Source organism: Pseudoalteromonas sp. B131b, assembly GCF_037162545.1.
In the GTDB taxonomy this organism is placed as follows: Bacteria; Pseudomonadota; Gammaproteobacteria; order Enterobacterales; family Alteromonadaceae; genus Pseudoalteromonas; species Pseudoalteromonas fuliginea.
The window spans coordinates 2,763,113-2,781,688 of sequence record NZ_JARLUZ010000001.1 but is presented as its reverse complement, the minus strand read 5'-3'; the positions used below and the strand labels follow the sequence as shown (position 1 = coordinate 2,781,688).

The window sequence follows — 18,576 nt, the reverse complement described above, 5'->3', positions numbered from 1 at the left end:
TACAACACGATTGAATTATTGTAAAGGTCATGTCATTAATAAAATGAAATTAACTTGTGAGACTTTTTAAAGATAATTGTTTTAAACTGCAAAATGTCAAAAATAAATTTGCAGTTTACTGAAGGTATATTTACTTGAGCCGGATCTGTTTAACAGATATAAAAGTATCACCTTGTTGCCCCATATAAACAACCCAACAAATATTAACAATTAACACTACAATTCAAAGGGCTTACAATTGATTTTCACTTTAAATCAAGCGCTAATAACTGTGTATGCGCGGTTATATAAACACGGTTCTGTTGAGTATTAAATGCCAAATTAGCACTCATATTTGGCGTGGTAATTTTAGCTAATAGTTCAGCCTTTTTATTAAATAGCCATAAACCATTGGGTCCTGTAGCAAAGATAATCCCGCTTTTATGTACTTTTAAACCATCAGGTAATCCTTTGCCGTGCTTTGCAATTGGTGGCAGCTGATAAAACAGTGATTTGCTAATAACACCTCCATTGCTATTTAAATAATACTGGTACCAAGCGGGTTTATTTTCATTCGATGCAGCTACATACAAAATTTTGTTATCATTCGACAACGCAACACCATTAGGATAAATTAATTCGTCGTCTAATAACGTTATTTCTCCTGTATCTTTAACCGAATACACACCTTGAAAACTTAACTCTTTATTTTCGTCATTTAGCTGCTTAGGAAGTCCATAAGGTGGATCACTAAAATAAAGTGTGCCTTTGTTATTAAATGCACCATCATTTGGACTATTAAACTTTTGACCATTAAAGTGACTTACTATAGGTAAGTAATCAGATTTTGGGGCGCTTAAAGGCGCTTTCATTTTAGATACAACACGAGAGCGAGATTGCAAAAGAACAAGCTCGTTTTGTGCATTAACCAATAAGCCATTTGAGTAGCCGCTTTGCGCTAGATATAGGCTAACACCTTTACCTGGCGTGTATTTATATACTTGATGATTAGGTATATCAGAATATAACAAATACCCCCTTGATTTACCCACACGGGTCCCTCTAGCCATTCATACCCAGAGGCAAGTATTTGCAATGGCATCTTTAAGTTGAGTACCTCAAGCGCTTGTTCATTAAATATTTGATACGGCCCCTGCTCATACAATAGTTTTTTGGTTGGTTCGGCTAATGCTATCCCCGTTAAACCAAAAGCACTTAAATACAAAGCAGTTAGAACGTTAATAATGTGTTTAATTTTTATCATTGCGGTACCTGCGCTCATATAAAGATTTATTCACATTTTTAGCTGCATTAACGAGTGGTTCGTAAGGAATATCAGCCACATTTACGAAACCCACATTGTAGTTTTCGCCATCGTATGCACGCCCTGTTAAAGGTGAGTCTATATATTGAAACCAATGCGCGCCGACAAAATAAGGGTTATCAATTACGCTATTCATATAATTTTGGTATTTTGATCCGCGCTCTTGCTGCGATTGAGTATGTATTAGTCCAGGGTTTAGCAGACCCGAATCAAGAGCTCCATTATGAAACTCGCCAATAATACTTGGCATATCTATATCCGACAAAAACTCCCAAAACTCTTGGTTTAAGCCTTCTCGATAATAATTGTAACTCATTACATCAACGTGAGCTGCACTGGCGGCTCTAATTTCAGGAGTCATTCCCCAATCGGCAAAACGCGCTCCCATATTTAACTGATTTGGTAAGTGTTTTGTAATTGCTTCATCCACCACTGCAAAATACTGATTAGCATAATGGAACAACATCGCTGATAAATCGGTATTAACGTGATCGTTAAACTGCGTTAAAGTCACTCCCTCTGCAAACTCATCCCACGATGAGAGTGTTGTATTCCATGCTTTATTTAATTTACTTATTTTGCTGTATTTATTTTTCATTAAAAGTACAAATTCAGCTTTAGTTGGACTATTTTTGGCATTATTTTTAAGTGTATTAATGGCAATGCCGTAACGTGTGGTATCTGAATTCATCATGCCCCAGCTTTTTTCGTTATCAATAAACACTCCAACACACCATGGACTGTTTTTTACTTGCTGAGCTACTTTTGCAAGTGTTACATCGGCGCGCTCAACAAATAAAGGATCGAATGGATCTGGTAGTGGGCTCCAATAATCGTTACCGCTGCTTACTGTTTTAAAGTTACCAATGATCCATGCATTAGCAAAATAAGGTAATTTTTTAGTATGGTAATACTGCTCTTCTATCCAGTTACCAAACGATGTAAAACCCCACGACAACATACGATTAACGGTTGTTTTTTGCCATTGTTTCATTAATTCATTGTTGTTATGTGTCTGATACTTTCGCTCTAAGTTCGCGCGATAAAAGCTAAACGTTTCGCCTTTTTTAACTGCTCCACTGTGTACTTCGCGTCTGTAGCCATAATTATCGGCAAGGGGATCGTCCTGTTTTGGTAGCCAGTTAAACATCTCAGCTCTGAGCTTTGAGCTTTGATAACGTGTTGGCCAAGCAGCTACAGGCGCTGGGTTTAATCCAAGTGAGTCTTCGGGTGTTAAGTCGCCAGCTTCGCGTTGTTTAATATAACTTTGATCAAAATCGTAGCCAGTAATCGTTGAGGTGTTTGCCATGCGGACGTTATCGATACCGGTCGAAAAATACAGATAACCTTCTGGGTCAACTAAACTCCATTTACCTTTGTATTTTTCGGTTCTAAAATACCCTGTAGCCTTTAATTGCGGGCCATTTTTCCAGCCGCTAAACTTAGAGCGCCCTTGCAGTGGTTGTGCTTGCAGCTGAGCTTGTTCCTTTTGTGAGATAACTAATAGCTGCTCAGTTGACGTAACCTTGTTAATAAAGTTTAACTTTGCATTCTGTCCAAATTCATCCACCAACCCTTTGAGGTAATTTACATCAAAATTAGTTGGTTTTATCAAGCGTAAGTTATCAATTAAAAAACGTTTATCTTCAAGTAAACCCTTTACACCAAGCGACACCTTTACAATGCTGCTTACATCTATATTTTTTTGCCCACCCCTATAAATAATAGGTGTATAACCGCTATGCCAACTGGGTGGATTTGAGCGAATGCCTGAGTTTATATTAAGGTTAGCGCCTTTAAGCTCGATGTAATAAGTGTTTTCTGAGTGCCCGGGTACAACGACACTGCGTGTTTGTGACTTGCCTGACTTATCGGTAGTTTTCACATAAATATGGGTGGATGCGCTATTAGGATTTTGAATATCAATCGCAAGGGCAAAGTTACCAATAGCTTGCCAATCCCAACCTTGTGGATTAACGAACTCAAAATCGCTTTCGGTGTGTGATTTAGAGTATAGATTTACTTGTAATTTATGATTGCCACTTTGCTCAACAAGTTTAGTAGAAGCATTAATGGTATTTATATTATCGCTGTAATTGTTTTTTTCGAAATCAAAAATAACAAGCTGTTTCTTAAAATCAACGACTGTATTGTTCGGTTTTTTTCTGATATTTTTCCATTATTACACCCTGCAAGTCCTACTAAACAGCAAAGCATTAGTGTCAATCTTACGTCTTTAGGTATGTGATTCATGTTGAGCCTATTATTGTGTTGGTTTAATAGCGAGCTTTAAAGTAGCAAAGCTAAAAGCATTTAAAACTAGGCAGGATAATTACACAACACTGAAAACAAAACAATTAACTGTTAACAATAACGGCAAATCTAAAGATATACTCTGATTATAAAAAGTTCGAAAATAATTTTATAAATTCATAATAAACAATATCTTATTTATTTTTTATTGTTGAAATGAATTAGTTTATATGATTTAAGTATAAATAATTTTAGGCGAATTAATTAAATGTACTGACTACATTTATAGATACTTGATTGTTCATAAAACTGTTTATCGGTGTTTTTAGCCTATTTAACGCAAAAATAAAAGTTATGGTATAACATTGTTGATTCGTTTATTTCTCGGTGTTATATTATATCACAACATAATAACCGCGAACCAATATATCCATGACAAAGCTAACATTAATCTCCTCCGCTATTTTTTCTGTTTTATGTTCTCATTCAGTACTTGCTGCCACAATTAATGGCAAAGTAACAGATAATAAAAATCAACCAATTCAAAATGCGACTATTCATATACATGGTAAGACACAAGGCGTAAAAAGTAATGAGCTTGGCGAATTCTCTATTGAAGTTGATACAGCAAGCCAACTGCATATAAGTAAAAATAATTACATTGATTCTCGAATAGATGTTACAGGTTTATCTAACAATGTAACCGTTTCTCTTAAACCAACCTCGGTAGAAACTGTTGTTGTGTATGCCTCAGCGCTTCATAAAAATAGTCTAGAAATGATTTCTCCAGTGAGTGTTTTATCTGGTGATGAGCTTAGAAATAAATCTAAACCTACACTTGGTGAAACGCTAAAGGGTTTGCCAGGTGTTAACGCCAGCTACTTTGGCCCTGTTTCTTCAAGCCCTATTATTCGTGGCTTAGGTGGCCCTCGCGTTAAAATCATGCAAAATGGTTTAGATAGCAGTGATGCGTCGCGTATTGGTCCAGACCACGCAACATCAAGCGATAGTTTAGCCGCAGAGCAGATAGAAGTATTACGCGGCCCAAGTACCCTACTTTATGGCTCGGGTGCGATTGGTGGTGTAGTAAATGTAGTAGATAACCGCATTCCTACTAGTAACATTGATGAACTAACGGGCGCGGCAGAATACAGTCACGACACTGTATCAAACGCTAATACATATGCTGCAAAATTAGAAAGCGGTTATAACAATTTTAATTTTCATTTTGATGGTACAAAACGTACAGGTGATGATTATCAAACACCGACTTTTACTATCTCAGATGAAGATGGCGATGTAGAAATTGAAAACTCAGTAGAAAATACCTTTATCGATAGTGAAACAGTTAACTTTGGTACTAGCTATGTTGGGGAGCACTTAACGGTTGGTTTTTCATATGGCAATATAGAAACTGATTACGGTATTCCGGGGCATGAACATCATCACGAGCATGATCACGAAGACGAAACTGAAGAAGAGCATGCTGAGCATGAAGATGAAACGGCTGAAGACCCAGTTTATGCTCATTTAGAGCAAGACCGCTGGCAAGGACTTGTAAGTTACGCACTGCATAATAACTGGATTGAAACAATCAAATTACGTGTTGGCTACACTGATTATTCGCATAGCGAAATTGAAGACGGTGCAATTGGTACAACCTTTACAAATAAAACGACAGAAGCACGTTTAAATGTAGAGCATAAATTTGCTGATTGGCACGGTATGGTTGGTTATCATTACAGTGATTCTGATTACGATGCTATTGGTGAAGAAGCATTTACACCAGCGAGCGTAACAACAACTAACGCTGTGTATTTATTAGAAGAACGTGAATTTGGTGATGTGACAGTAGAGCTGGGCGCACGTGTTGAAGATTATAAAATAAAAAGCCAAATTTCAGAAGTTGAACACGGCCATGATCACGACGAAGTTGAAGATGACCATGACGATGAAGAAACAATCGGTTACAGCAAAAGTTTTACTAATGTAAGTGTATCTGCTGGCGCTATTTGGCAATACAAACCAGGCCATAGTATTGCGACGAGTATTTCTCATTCAGAACGTGCACCACTCTCTGCTGAATTATTATCCAATGGCTTACACATTGCCACTGGTACGTATGAGCTAGGTCTTGGGTATAACATTGAAGGTAATGAAGCACATTTCGAACCAGAAAATATTAAACAAGAAACCTCAACAAACTTAGATTTAAGTTTTAGACGTTTTAGTGGCGATTTTGGTTATACCGTTAACTTTTTCTATAACGATATTAAAAACTTTTACTTTCAAGAAAATACAGGATTAGTATTTGACGAAGAGGATGGTTTAGAATCAGCTATTGGTGCCCATGACGATGCCGTTGCCGTTTATCAGTTCACAAGTAAAGACGCTGAGCTTTATGGAATTGAGTTTGATGCACATTACCAAATAACACCAAGCGCTATGGTAAAAGTATTTGGCGACTCGACTCGCGCTAAATTAAAAGACGATGAAGGTAATTTACCGCGTATTCCAGCTAATAAGTTAGGTTCTGAATTGCAATACACTTTAGGTGATTTACAGTTGACACTTACTGGCACGCATTACTTTGATCAAAGTGATATAACGGCCTTTGAAACTAAAACAGATGGTTATACATTATTCGATGCACAGGCTAACTACCAATTAGGATTAGGCGCAATAGATGCACAACTTTATCTAAATGTAGATAATATTACTGACGAGTTAGGCTTTGTGCATACCTCTTTTATTAAAGATACCGCCCCACTTCCAGGCAGAAACTTTCGCTTTGGTGTTCGTGGTTATTTTTAATAATTAAAAATCGTTTTAGCTTATATATTTATAAACCGCATTTTATTAATGCGGTTTTTTTATTGTTAGAATATATATCCGTAATAATAGTTAATCAATTTAAGGGATTAAATCTTACTCTAACTGTGTAAAAAATTCTGATATACGACTGCATGGATGTAGGAGGTAGAGCAATGCAGGAGCAATTAGTGATAACAATTAATTAAAGAAATTTTTGCCTTGTTATGGACACAATTTTCTTAGCGCAAAATAGACCACTTAATTAATCGAATTGGTATAAAACGCTTAGATTACAGATACAAAAAAGCCGTATTCAGATCGAATACGGCTTTTTAAACTCTTAATTTTAAAATTTATTTAAATTAAGAAATGATTTCGTGTAGTTCAACGTCAAATACAAGCGTTGAGAAAGGTGCGATTGCAGCACCTGCGCCACGTTCACCATAAGCAAGCTCATGAGGAACGTAGATACGCCATTTAGTACCTACAGGCATCATTTGTAATGCTTCAGTCCAGCCTTTGATCACGCCACCAACTGGAAATTCAGCTGGTTCACCGCGCTCGTATGAGCTATCAAATACAGTACCGTTAATAAGTGTACCGTGGTAATCAACACGTACTGTAGACTCAGCTGTTGGCTTTTCGCCTTCGCCAGTTGCTAGTACTTCGTATTGAAGACCAGACTCAGTTACTGTGATTTCAGGACGTTTTGCGTTTTCTTCTAAGAATGAAATACCTTCTGCAGAAAGTACTTTAGACTCTTCTTCACGACGAGCTTGAATCTCTTCGTTGATTTTTTCAAATGCAGCTTGGATCTCAGGGATCTCAACTTGAAATGCGCTACCAGCGTACGCATCTTTCATGCCTTCAAATACTGAATTTAGGTTTAAGCCTTCAAAAGGATTAGACTTAAGTTGCTCACCCATTTGTAAGCCAATACCGTAACTTGCTTTTTCAGCATCTGTAGTAAAATTATCTGACATAATGTGTTTTTCACGTTTTGTTAGTTAAAAGACGCCACTATGCTATCACAAAATAAACCGCGTTTGGGGCTAGTTTTTGCTGAGTTTTAGCTTAATTAGGCCAACAATATAACTGCAAAGCGGCAAACTGAATAAAATTCCAACAAGTAGAGGCATTGTTAGTAATCCTGATTCGCCAAACAGTAAAAATGGCACGACAAGCAGCCCTATACAACCGATAAAAACAGAGCCAATAACTGGCCAATGCTTATCGTATTTAGTAATAAGATGGGCAGCTAAAACATTAAAACCAACACCATAAATTAAAGCGGTAATTAATGGGTATTCTGGTTGAGCGTCTATAGCCATTTTTACTAATAAGCTAATAGCACTTTGATAGCAGTAACCAAATACCGTCCATAGTAAAGTATGTTTAATTAGTAATTGTGGGATTGATTGAATTTGTTTTGTCATTTTTAGTTCCACATAGCAAAAAACCGCCAATAAGGCGGTTTTTTAAATAATGGTGGAGAGATAGGGATTTGAACCCTAGATGGGCTATAAACCCATGCCGGTTTTCAAGACCGGTGCATTCGACCACTCTGCCATCTCTCCGTACGGCGCGGATAATAGAGTGAAATGCATTGTTTGTAAAGAACTAATACACTCTAGTGAGTAAAAAATTAAATATATTTATTAATAATCTACTTGTTAGTAATACTGCTTTGGTCTTCGTGCAATAAACGAACAAATCAAACATGCTAACAAACTCAGTGCAAATAGCGTTATGCTTTGAAAAATCATATCAAATTGATTTAAATCACCACTGGGTATCACAACAAGGATAAGGGTGGGTAATAGACTTAACATTAATACATAGCAACATATTTTAAATGCCCGACCAAAATCAAATCGTTTAGATTGTTGCATCCACCAAGTTAATATTACTAATACACCAATAGCCGAACCTGCCGCAAAATGCGCTATATTAGTACTCATAGCAACATAGAGTGTGACAAGAGCTCCCAAAACACCCCAGATTGACCATGCTAACCAGTTTTCTTTTTCACGTAAAAATAAATTACCCATCGTTTTCGTCTTCTTTATCGTTATTTTTATTAAGACTTTCCATACATTATCAAAAAACAACCGATTAAAAAACAAACTGAAGAAGAATTATTATACTTTATGCTTCCAAGCACTTCTCACAGCCGAACCATTAATTTTTTCTCTAAGCAATATACAACATTAATGATTTAAGACTATTAGAATTAGGAAAAGTTCATACTATTTTACAAATAACTAAAATAATTTTCAGGTTTATGGCGAGCCGATTTTTTGCAATCTACAGTCGGCGTACCTATATATAAATAGCCCACTATTTCATCGTGTTCTTGCAAATTAAGTGCCTTTTTAACAGCCTGACTTTGTGCAAAATACCCCGTACGCCAAACGCCACCTAAACCTTGTGCAAATGCGGCTTGTTGCATTGCCAATACACTGCATCCTGCACTTTGTATTTGCTCTATTCGAGGGACTTTTGGGTGTTCTTGGTATTTTGCAATCGCAATAATAATCATAGGTGCACGCAATGGAAGCTCTTTAGCACGATTAATTACTTTTTCTTCTTGTAGCTCTGTCACTGCACTTTGATGATAAATTTCGCCTAATTTATGACGCGCATCACCCTGGGCAATAATAAACTGCCAAGGGGCTATACAGCCATGATCAGGAACACGTAATGCTGCTTGCTGAATAATTGCAAGTTGTTCCTCATTTGGCGCGGGATCAGTTAATTTTGGATCAGATTGACGGGTAAGTAGAAGCTCGATTGCGTTCACAGCTATTTCCTTAAAATTAAAAACGTTAGGGTAACATTTTAATGCTGAAAAAATAAATATTGAAAGTCTAAAACGCAAAACGGCTACATAAATAATAATTTAAGTAGCCGTTAGTAATACATGTTAAGTCGTTATTCTTTTAGAGCAACTCGCTTTAGCCAATAATCAATACTGACAAAACGTCCGCCGCCCATAAAAAATAAGCTAAATAGCATAGCAAAGTAGATTGCTGAAAACTCAATGCCATTGTTTAAAATCGATGGTTTACCTTTTTCGTATAAGTAATCGGAAGAACCATGTTCTTCGACTAATCCACGAATTATCCCGATTCGGTTTTGTACTTCTAAAGAGTTTTCGAGGCTTTCTTTAGCACCTGGAACAGATAGCCAATCAAGTACTTGTGCTGCACTGGTATCAGGGTTTGTGGGTGCTATTGCAAACCAACCATTATGCCAATGCACTGATGTTGCCGCTACAACCATCGTGAACATCAGCGGAATGCTAACTAAGCGAGTGAGCAAACCAAGCAGTAAAAACCAGCCGCCTAAGAACTCACTCCACCCCGCTAAAAAAGCAAGTAAATCTGGAAAAGGTAATCCTAATCCCCATTCACTATTGCCAAACCATTGAACAACGTCGGGAGAGGCTAAAAAGTTATCAAAAAAACTTTCGGTTTCACCGCTTATCGCAAGTTTATTGTAACCTGCAATAATCATTACTGGCGCTAAAATCAAACGAAATAGTAAAGCGGGTAAACCATCTAAAAATGATAATTTACCCAAAATTGTATCGTAAATACCAATTATTTTATTTTTCATGTGTGTCCTGTTCGTTCATTGTTTATTTAGTTATAGACTATAAACAACCAAGACCGCACTAAAACAAAAAGTATTTCATTGCACAAATATAGCGTTATGTTCGTCAAATACTGCGGGCAATTTGCAATGCTTCAAATATCGCGCGCTTAGCGTCAATTGCTGAAGCGAGTTTAACACCGCCTATGACATGTACTTTAGCATTATCAAGTTGATTTTTGAGCACTTCATTATTTGATACCTGCCCGATACAGGCAATAACAGTATCAACTGGTAAGGTTTGTGTCTCACCTGCAACAGTTATGGATAAACCATTTTTATCAAAACTGTTATATTGGCAATCAGCAATTTGCTTAACACCATGTTGTTTTGCGACTTGGCGATGTATCCAGCCTGTTGTTTTGCCTAACTCACTACCAAAGCGCCCTGCACTTCGCTTTAACATGTATAATTGGCGTTCATCTTTATGTGGTTGTGGCTCACATTCAATGCCCCATTGCGTTTTAAAATCGCTAATAGTTTGTGATTTGTGCTCACTTAAAAATGCGACCATATCAAAACCTATGCCACCTGCGCCTAAAATTGCAATTGATTTACCCAGTTCTACTTCGCCACGAATAACTTCGTCGTAGGCAAAAACACGTTTGCCATCATTACACTTAATCGTTGCTTCACGTGGTCTTACACCTGTAGCGAAAACAATATCATCATAGCTTTCAAGCATACTGTCATTATAAGCTTTACCCAATTCAACACTCACATTTAAACGTGCTAACTCATTAGTGTAATAATTTAAAGTGTGGTTAAAGTCTTCTTTACCGGGTATTTGCATAGCTAAATTAAATTGGCCACCCATCTGCTCTTTTTGATCAATTAACGTGACGTGATGGCCTTTTTGCGCTAAATAGCAACTTGCCGATAAACCAGCAGGACCGGCCCCCACTACCAATACATTTTTAGCTTTAGTCGCTTGCTCTAATGGGTAATCTAGCTCAAATGCAGCTTGTGGATTAACTAAACAGGTAGCACGTTTATTCTTAAACACGTGATCTAAACAACCTTGATTACACCCAATACAGATATTGATTTGCTTAGATTGCTTATTTACATACTTATTAAAAAACTCAGGGTCAGCCAATAACGGACGAGCCATTGAAATTAAGTCTGCTTCCCCGGCAGTTAAAATATCATTAGCAATTTCAGGTGTATTAATTCGGTTAACAGCAATTACTGGGACACTAACTACATCTTTTAAGCGTTTTGAAGCTTCTTTAAATGCACCAGGTGGCACCATACTCGCAATAGTCGGTACACGCGCTTCGTGCCAGCCAATGCCTGTATTAAAAATATCAACGCCCGCTTTTTCAAGTTCAATAGCTTGAATTGTCACTTCATTGGGTGTTGAGCCATTTGGGATTAAATCTATTACTGATAATCTAAAAATGATTAAAAACTTTTCAGATACTTTTGCTCTCACTGCTTTAACTATTTCAAGCGCAAGTCGCATTCTGTTTTCTAGATTACCACCAAACTCATCTTCGCGTTTATTAGTATGAGGCGCCATAAATTCATTAATTAAATAACCCTCAGAACCCATCACTTCTACGCCATCGTACCCTGCTTTTTCAGCCATATAGGCAGAGTGCGCAAAGTCTTTAATTGTTTTTTTAATAGACCCTAATGACATAGCTTTAGGTTTATAAGGGTTAATAGGTGCTTGTATGGCACTTGGCGCTTGATTGAATGGATGATATGCATAGCGTCCAGCATGTAATAGTTGCAGGCAAATTTTCCCGCCATGTTTATGCACAGCATCTGTGTATGCACGATGCTTAAATACGTCATAATAACTATTAAATGAGGAAGAAATAGGTGTCAATTTACCCCGTAAATTAGGGCTGTATCCGCCCGTAATTAACATTGCGGTACCGCCCTTGGCACGTGCTTCATAAAAAGCACGTAGGCGTTTTCGGTTATGCCAGCCTTCTTCTAAGCCCGTATGCATTGAGCCCATCACTAAGCGGTTACGTAATTGTGTGTGTTTTAATTGTAGTTGTTGTTCTAACATCCTCTGCCCCGTTAACTGGTCTAACCTGTATACATTAGCTAATTCTGCTTCAATGGCAAGTAATAAGCAATATTTGACTGCATTTAATTGTGAACCTCTTAACATAATTAACTAATTTTTAATGCGCATTAATTTGATGCAAAAAATTATTAAATACTTCAAAAATACTGTATTTATGGGCACTTAAACACATTCATAAACACTTCGTTACGATTTAGCAGTTAAATTTTTTTATTCTAGGATAAGATGGAACAAACGTATTAGCTGTACCAAATTAAGGAGCTATTTTGATAGCAAAAATATTTAAAGGTATTTGGGCTGGGATTAACTTTTCTCGTCGATTAGTACTTAACATTTTGTTTTTATTACTTGTAATTGTTTTTATTGCGGGTATATCAAGCGATGACGATAAGATAATTATTGAAGATGGTTCTGTCCTAAGATTAAATCTTAATGGTCCTATCGTAGAAGAAAAAACATACATTGATCCAATTGAAGCAGCTATCAGCGATGTGACATCAGGTTCAGAAGTACCAAGTGAGATTTTACTAGATGATATCGTTGAAGTAATTAATGAAGCGGCTAAAGATGAACGCATTACTGTGTTACTTCTTGATTTACAAGAAATGCCTAAAGCACATTTGAATAAGCTTAAGCAAATTTCAAGTGCCATTGACCGCTTTAAAGAAACAGGTAAAAAAGTTATAGCATCAGGCTATTACTATACGCAAGCGCAATACTATATAGCATCGCATGCTGATGAAATTGCTATGCACCCATACGGTAGCGTTGCAATTGAGGGGTATGGCATGTACCCACTTTACTTCAAAGATGCACTTGAAAAACTTGAAGTAACGCAGCATATTTTCCGTGTTGGTACTTTCAAGTCGGCAGTAGAACCTTTTATCCGTAATGACATGTCTGATGCAGCGAAAGAAGCTAACCGTGTTTGGCTAGGCGCTCTTTGGAGCGAATACAAACAAGATGTTGCTTCAGTACGCCCTTTTGATGAATCAAACTTTGACGAAACAATGGATGTGTATTTAGCAAAAATGCAAGCCGCAAGTGGTGACGCTGGTAAATATGCACTAGATCATCAATGGGTTGATTCGTTAAAAACAAGTCAACAGATCCGCCAACAACTTATCGACTTAGTGGGCACACAAGAAGATGGTAAAACATTTAAGCAAGTATCATTTCGTGAATACTTAAGCTTAGTTAAACCACCTATTGCATTTGATAATCCACTAACTGAAAAAGTAGCCGTTGTTGTTGCAAAGGGCACAATTGTTGACGGTGAACGTAAAGCTGGCGAAATTGGTGGCGACTCTACTGCAGCCCTTCTTCGTAAAGCACGCCTTGATGATAAAGTTAAAGCAGTTGTACTTCGTATCGACTCTGGTGGTGGTAGCATGTTCGCCTCTGAAGTTATTCGTGCTGAAGTGCTCGCACTAAAGGCAGCGGGTAAACCGGTTATTGCTTCAATGAGTTCTGTAGCAGCATCGGGCGGTTATTGGATTGCCTCTGCAGCAAACGAAATTTGGGCAGCGCCGAGTACAATAACAGGTTCTATTGGTGTGTTTGGTACGTTTATGACATTTGAAAAAACCTTGTCTAAAATTGGTGTTTATTCAGATGGTGTTGCAACAACTGAAATGGCAGGTTTTTCCATCACTCGCCCACTAAACGAAAAAATGGGTCAAATAATTCAAATGAGTGTTGAAGAAGCATACGGTCGCTTTTTAAATGTTGTGGCCGAAGCACGTAATATGACCCCAGAGCAAGTTGATAAAATAGCACAAGGGCGCGTATGGATTGCTTCGCAAGCTCTAGAGTTAGGCTTGGTAGATAAGCTTGGTAATAAACAAAATGCAATTGATGCTGCAGCTGCTCTTGCAAAACTAAATCACTACGAAGTTAAAACAATGACGCATGATTTAAGCCCGCAAGAAAAAATGATGCAAGATATCTTTGGAAATGCGTCGATTAAATCAATGTTAGGCCTACAATCACAAAAAACATCAGTGCTCGCTACGCAAGCTAACTTGCAAAGCGTTATTAACCAATTAAGTACTGAAGTTGAAAACCTTAAAGATTACAACGATCCACAAGGTGTATATGCACGCTGTCTAGTGTGTGACGTTGCACAATAAAAGTGCATCGCTTCGTCTAATCAGCTGTATTTGAAGCTGCTTAACGTTATACTAAGCCCAGTTTTTTTACTGGGCTTTTTTTATGAAACGCAAACGCATTTATATCGCTTACACTGGCGGTACTATAGGGATGAAAAAATCGAGCCGTGGTTACATTCCGGCCGAAGGCTTTTTAACTGAGACAGTGGTCAACAACGCTGAATTTAATCGTGATGAAATGCCTTTATTTGATATTCACGAATACTGTCCTCTTATTGATTCGTCTGATATGTCGCCTGCTCATTGGCAACTTATTGCTGATGATATTAAAAGTAAGTATCAACAATACGATGGTTTTGTTGTTCTGCACGGCACTGACACAATGGCGTACACCGCCTCTGCACTTTCGTTCATGTTTGAAAATCTGACTAAGCCTGTGATTGTAACCGGCTCGCAAATTCCGCTTTCACAATTGCGCTCAGACGGACAAGTCAACTTGCTTAACGCAATGTATTTAGCCGCAAACTATCCGATTGCTGAAGTAAGCTTGTTTTTCAATAACCAGCTATTTAGAGGAAATAGAGCAACAAAAGCCCATGCTGACGGTTTTAATGCATTTGCATCGCCTAACCTTGAACCTTTAGCGCTATCTGGTATTAGTATTCAACTTATTAAAGGTCAGCTTAGCCCTTACGTTGAAAACGAGCTGCAAGTAACGCCTATAACGCCTCAACCTATCGGGGTGCTATATTTATACCCAGGTATTAGCCGAGACGTAGTTAAAAGCTTAGTAAACGACAATATTAAAGCCTTGGTCTTACTTAGTTTTGGAGTGGGTAATGCACCTCAAGATCCAGAATTTTTATCGGTGCTAAGTGAAGCAAGTAAGCGCGGAATGGTCATCGTTAATTTAACCCAATGTTTAAAAGGTCATGTAAACATGGGGGTATGCAACAGGTAACGCATTATTAAATATTGGTGTTATTAGTGGATATGATATGACGTTAGAAGCCTGTTTAACTAAGTTGCATTACTTATTTAGTCAAAAGCTTGAAATTGAGACTATTCGCCATTTAATGCAAGACAATTTACGTGGTGAATTAAGCAGATAATAACGCACAACTAAAAACAAAAAGGCACGCTAATAAGCGTGCCTTTAAACTTTTAAACAATTGCTTATTATCTAACTTTAGCGTCTATCTCTACTAAATCTGTTAAATGGCACATTTCACCACTGTGGGTTTTAATACCGTGTTCACCAAAGTAATCACGCTGGGCTTGTACTAAATGCCCATTACTTGGTGTAGTTAACGTCGCTAAATAAGTTTGCGATGAGCTAAGCACTGGAAACGCTAAGCCAGACATAATTGCTTGGCCTGTTACCTTACGAAGTGCCGCAGCTTCTTTATCAAGAGAATCAATAAATTCAACGCCTTGCGCTACGCTATCTAAATAATCGGCGCGAATAATACAACCTGCGCGCCAAGTTTGTAATGTTTTAGATAAATCAACTTTCCATTGATGTGTACGCGATGCACCCTTTATAAGCGCTAAACCTTGGCGATAAGCCAATAAGCTTGCAAGCGTAAATGCATCTTTTAGCTCTTCTAAATCAATATCAACGTTGTTGGTTGATTTAGTTGCATATGTCATCTCTTGTGCGGCAGTTGTATCGCATGCATTGGTTAAATGGCGAGCTTGCACAGCAGCAACAAGTGAAGGGACAGCAATACCAAGTTCGAGTGCATTTTGCGCAGTCCAGAGACCGGTCCCTTTGGCGCCAACTTTATTATCAATTAAGTCCGCAAGCGGAACATTTTTTTGATTTTCAAGGGATAAGATATGGCTAGAAATCGAAAGCAGGTAACTATTTAATTGACCTTTTGACCAATCATCAAAAATAGCAGCCACTTCTTTGGGTGAACGGCCTGTGCCTAAACGAAGCAATTGGTACACTTCAGCGATTAATTGCATCAGTGCATATTCAATACCGTTGTGAACCATTTTTACAAAATGACCACTCGCAGACTGGCCTACACGCGCAAAGCATGAGTCGCCATTATAGCTTGCAGCTACTTTTTCAAACCAAGGTTCAATACGTTCCCAACCACCCTCAGAACCACTTGCCATCATTGCAGGGCCATGACGAGCGCCTTCTGCACCACCAGAAATACCCATAGTGGCAAATTCAAATTTATTTTGGTACTTAAGTTTACGCGTTATACCGTCTTTATAATTACTGTTACCACAATCAACAATCATGTCATTGCAATCAACGCCCGCATCCACCAGTTCATTACAAACTGTATCAACTAGCTCACCAGCAGGAACAAGCAGTAAGATTGAACGAGGTACTTCTAAACGCTTTACCATGTCTCTTAAATCAGAAACAATATGCAGTCTATCGGCCATACCTTGCGATTTAGCACAACTTAATAACTCTTCACCCGCATGCGGATTTTTGTCATAAGCGACTAGCGTAATCCCTTTTTCAATCAAGTTTAAAGCAAGATTTTTCCCCATAACGCCTAACCCGACTAATGCAACTTGCATTTAGTGTCCTCCTCGGTAACAACTATTTGGTTAGTGAATGTAAATAATACCGTGTGCATTATACTGATACAGTCATAAAAGACTAATCACATAACTAATACAACATGCTTTTTTAATATAGATAAATAAGCTACGCGATTATATCAAACATCAGTGCTCTCAGGGTGACAAAAAGCAATGCTATTTAAAATTTAAGAACATTGACGCATTCTGACACCGGTGTCATAATGATGACACAATAGTTTTGTATAAAATAGTGACAATAATACAAACATTGTCCATAACTAAAAATATTTTTACCTTTTTGTATTTGTATTTTAAATAACAAAACAACCGTTAACCCGCTTACATCTTAAGCACACAGGAGAATTTGATGCTAAGACGCACAAAAATAGTCGCTACCCTTGGGCCTGCTACCGATAGAGATAACAATTTAGAAAAAATTATTCGCGCCGGCGCCAACGTTGTACGTTTAAACTTCTCACATGGTATTGCACAAGATCATAAAGACCGTGCGCAAGCTGTACGCGATATTGCAAAAAAATTAGGCAAGCATATTGCCATCCTTGCTGACCTTCAAGGCCCTAAAATCCGCGTTTCTACTTTTAAAGAAGGTAAAGTAACGCTTGCTGTGGGTGCAAAGTTCACTCTTGATGCAAAAATGGAAAAAGGCGAAGGCGATGTTAACTCTGTAGGTATTGATTATAAAGAATTACCTAACGATGTTAGCCCTAACGACTTACTCCTCCTAAATGACGGCCTTATCCAACTAAGTGTTGATGAAGTAGCTGGGCACTTAGTACATTGTACTGTAACTGTTGGCGGTGTTTTATCTAACAATAAAGGTATTAACCGTTTAGGTGGTGGCTTAACTGCTCCAGCATTTACTGAAAAAGATAAAGAAGATTTAATCACGGCAGCTGAAATTGACGTAGATTATATTGCAGTTTCATTCCCTCGTAGTGGTGATGATATGCGCTACGTTCGCTCTCTAGCTGAAGCTGCTGGTTCAAAAGCACAACTACTTGCAAAAATTGAACGTGCTGAAGCCGTTGAAACACAAGAAGCGGTTGATGACATTATTTTAGCGTCTGACGCTGTAATGGTTGCTCGTGGTGATTTAGGTGTTGAAATTGGTGATGCTGCACTAATGGGCAAGCAAAAACTAATTATTCGTCGTGCTCGTTCATTAAACCGTACTGTAGTAACAGCAACGCAAATGATGGAATCGATGATCGATAACCCGATGCCCACTCGTGCAGAAGTTATGGATGTTGCAAATGCTGTTCTTGATGGAACAGATGCTGTAATGCTTTCTGCTGAAACAGCGGCTGGTGATTACCCTGAAGAAACAGTTGCTACAATGGCACGTGTTTGTTTAGGTGCTGAATCTCAAAAAGAAACACACGTTTCTAAACATCGTTTAGATAGTCGCTTTTCTAATAATGCTGAATCAATTGCCCTTTCTGCTATGTATGCAGCAAACCATTTAGATTCTGTTAAAGCAATCATCACACTAACTGAATCTGGCAGTACGGCTAAACTGATGTCGCGTATTAGCTCTGGTTTACCAATCTACTCGCTTTCACGTCATGCAAGTACGTTAGGTCAAACGGCACTTTATCGTGGTGTTTACCCAGTATTTTTTGATTCTACAAAAACTGAAAAAGACGGTATGGTAAAAGCAGCACTTGATACTTTAGTTGCTCAAGGCTCTTTAGAATCTGGCGATACAGTGATCATTACTCACGGTGACTCAATGGAAACCGTGGGCGCAACTAACACAATGAAAATCGTAACTGTTGTATAATTACTAAATATAAAAAATGCGAGCT

At 37.9% G+C, this 18,576-nt stretch carries 12 protein-coding genes, 1 tRNA gene and 1 pseudogene; 4 read left to right on the top strand and 10 right to left on the bottom strand.

Translation table 11 applies throughout. The features are described from left to right. Positions 1 to 245: 245 nt before the first annotated feature. Together P4S65_RS12870 and P4S65_RS12865 are read right to left on the bottom strand one after the other, a co-directional pair. Positions 246 to 1,031: an SMP-30/gluconolactonase/LRE family protein gene (locus P4S65_RS12870; RefSeq protein ID WP_337120302.1), complete on the bottom strand. Its 786-nt coding sequence runs from the start codon at positions 1,029 to 1,031 to the stop codon at positions 246 to 248. A 198-nt stretch (positions 1,032 to 1,229) separates the two neighbouring features. Next, a complete protein-coding gene (locus tag P4S65_RS12865; protein ID WP_442961881.1) occupies positions 1,230 to 3,377 on the bottom strand; it encodes an agarase in 2,148 nt (715 codons plus the stop codon). A 611-nt stretch (positions 3,378 to 3,988) separates the two neighbouring features. On the opposite strand from P4S65_RS12865, the gene P4S65_RS12860 reads away from it, so the two are divergent. Beyond that, positions 3,989 to 6,370 carry a TonB-dependent receptor gene (locus tag P4S65_RS12860; protein WP_033029387.1) on the top strand — a complete coding sequence of 794 codons (2,382 nt, stop codon included), beginning with the start codon at positions 3,989 to 3,991 and terminating at the stop codon, positions 6,368 to 6,370. 362 nt (positions 6,371 to 6,732) lie between these two features. Here the strand turns inward: P4S65_RS12860 and P4S65_RS12855 are convergent, their stop codons facing one another. From P4S65_RS12855 to P4S65_RS12825, 7 genes are all read right to left on the bottom strand, one after another. After that, on the bottom strand, positions 6,733 to 7,353 hold the full coding sequence (locus tag P4S65_RS12855) for an FKBP-type peptidyl-prolyl cis-trans isomerase (protein ID WP_007378060.1): 621 nt from the start codon (positions 7,351 to 7,353) through the stop codon (positions 6,733 to 6,735). A 69-nt stretch (positions 7,354 to 7,422) separates the two neighbouring features. Continuing rightward, the gene (locus P4S65_RS12850) at positions 7,423 to 7,806 is read right to left on the bottom strand and encodes a hypothetical protein (protein ID WP_337120301.1); all 384 of its coding nucleotides are present in this window, start codon (positions 7,804 to 7,806) and stop codon (positions 7,423 to 7,425) included. Positions 7,807 to 7,856: 50 nt separating this feature from the next. After that, positions 7,857 to 7,947, bottom strand: a tRNA-Ser gene (locus tag P4S65_RS12845). Between the two features lie 96 nt (positions 7,948 to 8,043). Next, positions 8,044 to 8,421, bottom strand: a complete 378-nt coding sequence (locus P4S65_RS12840) for a hypothetical protein (protein ID WP_007378058.1) — start codon at positions 8,419 to 8,421, stop codon at positions 8,044 to 8,046. Positions 8,422 to 8,624: 203 nt separating this feature from the next. Beyond that, positions 8,625 to 9,173 (bottom strand): NAD(P)H nitroreductase, encoded by a 549-nt coding sequence (locus P4S65_RS12835; RefSeq protein WP_008136700.1) that lies wholly within the window; start codon positions 9,171 to 9,173, stop codon positions 8,625 to 8,627. Between the two features lie 131 nt (positions 9,174 to 9,304). Further along, positions 9,305 to 9,991, bottom strand: a complete 687-nt coding sequence (locus tag P4S65_RS12830) for an HvfX family Cu-binding RiPP maturation protein (RefSeq protein ID WP_008136701.1) — start codon at positions 9,989 to 9,991, stop codon at positions 9,305 to 9,307. 103 nt (positions 9,992 to 10,094) lie between these two features. Beyond that, a complete protein-coding gene (locus P4S65_RS12825; protein ID WP_337120756.1) occupies positions 10,095 to 12,056 on the bottom strand; it encodes an NADPH-dependent 2,4-dienoyl-CoA reductase in 1,962 nt (653 codons plus the stop codon). A gap of 287 nt (positions 12,057 to 12,343) precedes the next feature. Between P4S65_RS12825 and sppA the strand changes: the two genes are divergently transcribed. Then, complete coding sequence (gene sppA, locus P4S65_RS12820) at positions 12,344 to 14,209, top strand: signal peptide peptidase SppA (protein WP_337120300.1); 1,866 nt, start codon at positions 12,344 to 12,346, stop codon at positions 14,207 to 14,209. 82 nt (positions 14,210 to 14,291) lie between these two features. Continuing rightward, positions 14,292 to 15,300, top strand: a pseudogene (gene ansA / locus P4S65_RS12815) (asparaginase). 67 nt (positions 15,301 to 15,367) lie between these two features. Here the strand turns inward: ansA and gndA are convergent. Continuing rightward, positions 15,368 to 16,741 carry an NADP-dependent phosphogluconate dehydrogenase gene (gene gndA, locus P4S65_RS12810; protein ID WP_007378052.1) on the bottom strand — a complete coding sequence of 458 codons (1,374 nt, stop codon included), beginning with the start codon at positions 16,739 to 16,741 and terminating at the stop codon, positions 15,368 to 15,370. 373 nt (positions 16,742 to 17,114) lie between these two features. Between gndA and pyk the strand changes: the two genes are divergently transcribed. Beyond that, entirely contained in the window at positions 17,115 to 18,551 is a 1,437-nt protein-coding gene (pyk, locus tag P4S65_RS12805; RefSeq protein WP_007378051.1) for a pyruvate kinase, read from the top strand. The last annotated feature ends 25 nt before the right edge of the window (positions 18,552 to 18,576 follow it).

Excerpts from the sequence above, each read along its gene's own strand:
- P4S65_RS12860 (WP_033029387.1), top strand. The coding sequence starts at position 3,989 with ATGACAAAGCTAACATTAATCTCCTCCGCTATTTTTTCTGTTTTATGT.
- pyk (WP_007378051.1), top strand. The coding sequence starts at position 17,115 with ATGCTAAGACGCACAAAAATAGTCGCTACCCTTGGGCCTGCTACCGAT.
- P4S65_RS12825 (WP_337120756.1), bottom strand. The coding sequence starts at position 12,056 with ATGTTAGAACAACAACTACAATTAAAACACACACAATTACGTAACCGC.
- P4S65_RS12850 (WP_337120301.1), bottom strand. The coding sequence starts at position 7,806 with ATGACAAAACAAATTCAATCAATCCCACAATTACTAATTAAACATACT.
- P4S65_RS12855 (WP_007378060.1), bottom strand. The coding sequence starts at position 7,353 with ATGTCAGATAATTTTACTACAGATGCTGAAAAAGCAAGTTACGGTATT.
- P4S65_RS12830 (WP_008136701.1), bottom strand. The coding sequence starts at position 9,991 with ATGAAAAATAAAATAATTGGTATTTACGATACAATTTTGGGTAAATTA.
- gndA (WP_007378052.1), bottom strand. The coding sequence starts at position 16,741 with ATGCAAGTTGCATTAGTCGGGTTAGGCGTTATGGGGAAAAATCTTGCT.
- P4S65_RS12840 (WP_007378058.1), bottom strand. The coding sequence starts at position 8,421 with ATGGGTAATTTATTTTTACGTGAAAAAGAAAACTGGTTAGCATGGTCA.